This window comes from Candidatus Cyrtobacter comes (genome assembly GCF_034470605.1).
Classification (GTDB): Bacteria; Pseudomonadota; Alphaproteobacteria; order Rickettsiales; family Midichloriaceae; genus Cyrtobacter; species Cyrtobacter comes.
Genome location: NZ_JARGYT010000095.1, coordinates 1 through 4,666, shown reverse-complemented (window position 1 = coordinate 4,666; position 4,666 = coordinate 1). Strand labels below are relative to the sequence as shown.

The 4,666-nt window shown below is 36.9% G+C and carries 7 protein-coding genes and 2 tRNA genes; 8 read left to right on the top strand and 1 reads right to left on the bottom strand.

Annotated elements, in window-relative coordinates; all coding sequences use genetic code 11:
• The first annotated feature begins 92 nt into the window (after positions 1 to 92).
• The 6 genes from Cyrtocomes_RS05400 to Cyrtocomes_RS05375 all read left to right on the top strand — a co-directional run bounded on the left by Cyrtocomes_RS05400 (position 93) and on the right by Cyrtocomes_RS05375 (position 2,220).
• A complete protein-coding gene (locus Cyrtocomes_RS05400; protein WP_322498169.1) occupies positions 93 to 428 on the top strand; it encodes an ankyrin repeat domain-containing protein in 336 nt (111 codons plus the stop codon).
• Between the two features lie 32 nt (positions 429 to 460).
• Positions 461 to 1,099 (top strand): ankyrin repeat domain-containing protein, encoded by a 639-nt coding sequence (locus Cyrtocomes_RS05395; protein WP_322498168.1) that lies wholly within the window; start codon positions 461 to 463, stop codon positions 1,097 to 1,099.
• Between the two features lie 53 nt (positions 1,100 to 1,152).
• Complete coding sequence (locus tag Cyrtocomes_RS05390) at positions 1,153 to 1,320, top strand: hypothetical protein (protein ID WP_322498167.1); 168 nt, start codon at positions 1,153 to 1,155, stop codon at positions 1,318 to 1,320.
• On the top strand, positions 1,304 to 1,669 hold the full coding sequence (locus tag Cyrtocomes_RS05385; protein ID WP_322498166.1) for a hypothetical protein: 366 nt from the start codon (positions 1,304 to 1,306) through the stop codon (positions 1,667 to 1,669). The genes Cyrtocomes_RS05390 and Cyrtocomes_RS05385 overlap by 17 nt, the downstream gene beginning before the upstream one ends.
• A 76-nt stretch (positions 1,670 to 1,745) precedes the next feature.
• Positions 1,746 to 1,967 (top strand): hypothetical protein, encoded by a 222-nt coding sequence (locus Cyrtocomes_RS05380; RefSeq protein ID WP_322498165.1) that lies wholly within the window; start codon positions 1,746 to 1,748, stop codon positions 1,965 to 1,967.
• Between the two features lie 177 nt (positions 1,968 to 2,144).
• Positions 2,145 to 2,220 (top strand) — tRNA-Arg (locus tag Cyrtocomes_RS05375).
• A 349-nt stretch (positions 2,221 to 2,569) separates the two neighbouring features.
• On the opposite strand, the gene Cyrtocomes_RS05370 is transcribed toward Cyrtocomes_RS05375, so the two are convergent.
• A tRNA-Gln gene (locus Cyrtocomes_RS05370) sits at positions 2,570 to 2,644 on the bottom strand.
• A 146-nt stretch (positions 2,645 to 2,790) separates the two neighbouring features.
• On the opposite strand from Cyrtocomes_RS05370, the gene Cyrtocomes_RS05365 reads away from it, so the two are divergent.
• Together Cyrtocomes_RS05365 and Cyrtocomes_RS05360 are read left to right on the top strand one after the other, a co-directional pair.
• Positions 2,791 to 3,648: a motility-associated protein gene (locus Cyrtocomes_RS05365; protein WP_322498164.1), complete on the top strand. Its 858-nt coding sequence runs from the start codon at positions 2,791 to 2,793 to the stop codon at positions 3,646 to 3,648.
• Entirely contained in the window at positions 3,645 to 4,421 is a 777-nt protein-coding gene (locus Cyrtocomes_RS05360) for a flagellar motor protein MotB (protein WP_322498163.1), read from the top strand. Before Cyrtocomes_RS05365 ends, Cyrtocomes_RS05360 begins: the two co-directional genes overlap by 4 nt.
• Positions 4,422 to 4,666 lie beyond the last annotated feature (245 nt).

The window sequence follows — 4,666 nt, the reverse complement described above, 5'->3', positions numbered from 1 at the left end:
AATCGACGCTTAGCATTACGATTTGAGAAATCCGATCTCTCTTTCCTTGCCTTTATAGCTTTAGCATCTATTAAATACAACCTTTGTTAACAGTGCCTAAGTTTCTTTGTGATAATGGAGCAGATCCAAATGTTTCAGACATGTCTAATGGTCCATTAGATATAGCGGTGCATTATGGGTACTCTCCACTTATAGGGTCATTAGTAAAAGCTGGTGCAAATCCATATACAAAAACAGTTCCAGGAAAGTTATCTCCTATAGAGCGGGCCGCGTTTAATAATATGGTTGTGGCTGTAAAAGCTATGTTGCGGTCTAGTCATAAGTCCGAAGGTTTCCCACTTCATTTCACTGCTGAATCTATGAAAAGCCTCAGGCAGAGATTTTTCAACTTCTTATCGAGAATGGTTTTAATTATTCGGCCCGTTTAAAAAATGGTGGAACAATACTGCATGCTGCAGCTTTGCAAGGTAATAAAGCTCTTATAGATGCGCTTTATGGACTAAAAGTGAATGGATCTAAGTCTGGATCTAAGTTAACATTGGTACCAAAACCACTTGATGTACTACAGTATTTTTGCTACATCAAAGATGGTGCTGGCAATACGCCAGCGCATAATGCTGTCTCTGTAGATGAGTTGCAATTTTTAGAAACGCTTTGCAGGTGTGTGCCAACAATATATCTTGGCGCAACAAATAATGAAGGCAAAACTGTGCTAGATGTTGCGATGAATGGGTGTGGCAGGAAACAAATGATAAAGTTTCTTCAAAACAAGGGTGCCATTTCTAACATGAAAGGTGAGTTTGATAAACTTTGGGCATTTGTCCGGAATAAAGGTCAGGATTCTAATGCTCTTTTTATAGAGGAATATATAAGGCTCAATAAGGAAGATAGTAGAAAATTGACCGATTGGTTAAATGGTTACAGTGACGATGATGGATATACGGTCTTACATCATCTAGCAGTGAAGGGGCAAGTGGATGTATTTAATGTGATAGCGGGTCAAATCAATTTGGGTCCGCTAAATAAGAATGGTATGTCTCCGATAGATTTGGCTCTGCAAAAGATTGATTTTGTAGTTGAGATGCTTATCGCTGGCTAGCTGGGATTAGATGGAAAGTTTTCTAAAGTATTTGAGAATCTTATTGAGATACTTTGAACCATTCGGTAACTGGTGATCATGCTAGGGATTCGATGCTCGAAGGAATCAAATGTGGTATGGCAGAATTTCAGAATATAAAATATCAAGTATATATAATTCAACTTAATGATGATGGTGTGCCTAAACTAAAAGAGGTAATAGATCTTGGGGGAGTGCTTTAACAAGATGTTATGTATTCTAAACTCGGCAGAAGGAGGTAAGAGTAATGAAGCTAGAGAATTTATGTTGAATGAGGTGTATGTTGCTTATGGGGCGAAGACTTGTGATGGAATGAGAAAATGTTTGGAAGAGCAAGCGCGAAATTCTGGTCATGTAGAGGGGGAAGAAGAGGTAGGAGGAGAAGAAGAAAGTGATAAATGCGCTTCTAATTTTGGTATAGATGCTGATGAAGTAGAATTAGGCGCTAATGGGTTATTCGCTTCAGCTCCTGCTATGCTGTTAGATGTAATAGGTGCTCAGGGGGGGCATGCAGAATTAGAAACTGCATTTGATACGTTTGTTTGCTGCTGAGCGTACTAATGTTCTTGCGGCCGCTGATATTTCTGCTATTCAATAATATTATGATTAGTACAATTGAAGGATCTGTATGAGTGAGAGAAGGTATGAGAAGCTTAAAGATAAATGCGATAATCAAGCGGAGTGTGATTATGAAGCAGAACCACATTTAGTTACTCAAGGCTCTGGTCAGGCTAGTATGCTTAATGGTAATGGACAATTGGCTGATGATCAAACAGAATTGATGCATTCTGTATGGGATGCGTTTGCTGCTCAGTGTGTAGTTCGTGGTGATTTTATAGCTATGCAATAATATTATGAGCAGTAAGATTATTGCTATAAATTAAGAAGGGCTGTTCAAGATATGTTTTTATCTACTTGGCGCTAAAAGGTCATATTTTATATTAGCATTAATTTAGTGGTAAATGGATATGCATTGATGTATCAAATATCCTTGATTCAATGGATAAAATAGCTATCTAGCCTTTTTGCACCTGTAGCTCAGTGGAAAGAGCGTTGCCCTCCGGAGGCAAAGGTCGTGAGTTCGAATCCCACCAGGTGCGCCATTACAAGGGTCATAGTATATCTAATAGAGCCAAGAGAAAGGGTTGTGAATTAGGTGATAACAGCATTATCTATTTTTAGTTGCATAATATATTTGATGCTCTTGAAGTAAAGAGATACTCTATTCAATATGAGGTGGTATTCACTATAATTTTTACTGTGCCGCTTAAGTTGCAAGATTTTATACTAGATATATACGTAAAATTTAAATTGTTTATGAATTTTATATCTACTGATAAGAGTCTCTCCGCTATATAATGCGAAGCACAGAGAATTTATATATGTTCAGCAGTTAGTTTATTTATAAAGACGCAATCACAAAGCCAGTAATGGCCTTGGAAAAAGGCCTGATGGCTGGGGTGGATGGATTCGAACCACCGAATGACGGTATCAAAAACCGTTGCCTTGCCACTTGGCGACACCCCAAGCCCAGATGTAAGGCGACAATATAACTTAATTGATATGGTAGTCAAGATCCTTAATTTTCGAAGATACTGTTATGCAATATTTTTGATTATCTTTACTTTTTAGTATGAATATTATACTTTTTTTAAACTTAATCATATTTTCTTATGTCAAGCATTATAGGGCTTTCTGTAGTTTTTGGATCTTTAATAACTGGATATTTGGGGAATGGTGGTATAATTTCTATACTTTTGCACCCATTTGAATGGTTAATAATAGTTGGTTGTGGTATTGGGGCATTTATATTTAGTACTAACAAATCTATCAGATCTTATGCCTGGAAGGGGGTTAAAAAATTAAGCAAGGCAGATGCGTATAAAGAAGATACAGGAATTTTATTGCTATCTTCTATATCATCAGTATTGAAATTTGTTCATAAAAGCGGCGTTGTTGAATTAGAGAAGCATCTAGACGTGCCGGCAACTAGTCATTTATTTAAAAAACTTTTGGAAATGCCGTCTGGAGAAGAGGTGGTTAGTTTTTTCTGTGATTATATGAGGCTTCTTGTTATGGGCTTTGATAAAAGTCATGATCTTATAGATCTTATGGATAGGCATATAGAAAAGAAAAAGGCTGAATTATATGGTGTTTATTCTGCTATAGCAAAATTGGCCGATGCATTTCCTGCTATAGGTATTGTGGCGGCGGTACTTGGTGTGATAACGGCAATGGCATCTGTAGGTGCTGATGCTGCAGTACTTGGAGCTAGGATAGCATCTGCGCTTGTAGGTACATTTGCCGGAGTTTTCTTATCATATTGTGTTGTTGCGCCAATTTCTAATTTTCTTGAAAAATTTTCTGATTATGAGATATCAGTATTTGAATCTGTAAAATCAGCTATAGCTTCACATGCGGATGGGAATCCGCCAGCCATCTCTATTGAATTTGCAAGGCAAGTCTTACCTTCAAGTATGAAGCCTTCTTTTGAAGATCTGGAGAAAATATTGCAGAAGGTGCAGATATGAAAAAATCAGTAATAGTCAAAAGAAGAAAAAAATCATCACTCCCGGAAACAAAAAGTGGTGCCTGGAAGGTTGCATATGCAGATTTTATGACTGCTATGATGGCGCTTTTTATGATGTTGTGGATTTTAAATTCCGCACCATCAGAGACTTTGAAAAATATAGCGATGTTTTTTGAACCATCGTTTAGCATGTTTACTGCAAAGAAAGAAGAAGAGGTTGTAAATGCAGATAATTCTCAAACATCCAGCAGCACAACGGACCAATATCCAGATAATATGACTGCATCACAGGAGGCTATGGTGGCTGAAATAAAGGGTGATCTTACCCTTAGTGCCTTTCGTGATAATATAAATATAGTAAAAAGGCCAGATGGATTATTGATAGAGATAGTAGACCAAAATAAACACCCAATGTTTGAAAATAACGGATCAAAGCTTTCAAAGAGTGCGCAAGTAATACTATCAAAAATAATATCATTAATAAAATATTCTAATAGCCCGCTTGCTATTAGTGGACATACAGAAAAGCCTGTAATTAGGGCCGATGGTTATTCCAGTTGGGCGCTTTCTTCAGAGAGGGCCGTTTCAGCATTAGCTTTTCTTTTGAGTAGCGGCATACCATCCGAAAGAATACACAAGGTTGTTGCCCTCTCTGATACTGATCCGTTGGATAATGATAACCCATATGCCATTAATAACAGAAGAATTTCCATAATGTTACTTTCAGATTCCAATAGCCCATCCTATAAAAAATCGTCTCCTATTGCTAGGTAGATTAAAATAATCTATTTGGCATTGCCCTAAAAACAATTAACAGATTGTAAGTTAAGATGGTAGTAGATGTATTGTATTACTATGCTGAAGCTTTTTGTATATATTCTTCTCTTCTTTAAGGTCTTTTGCTACCTTATCAACCGCTTTTAGGCACTGTTAACAAAGGTTTTGCCAAATAATGGAAAAGATGCAATATTATATTGGAGGCGATAAATATGGTATTTAGATGGATAAAAGGTTGTTTC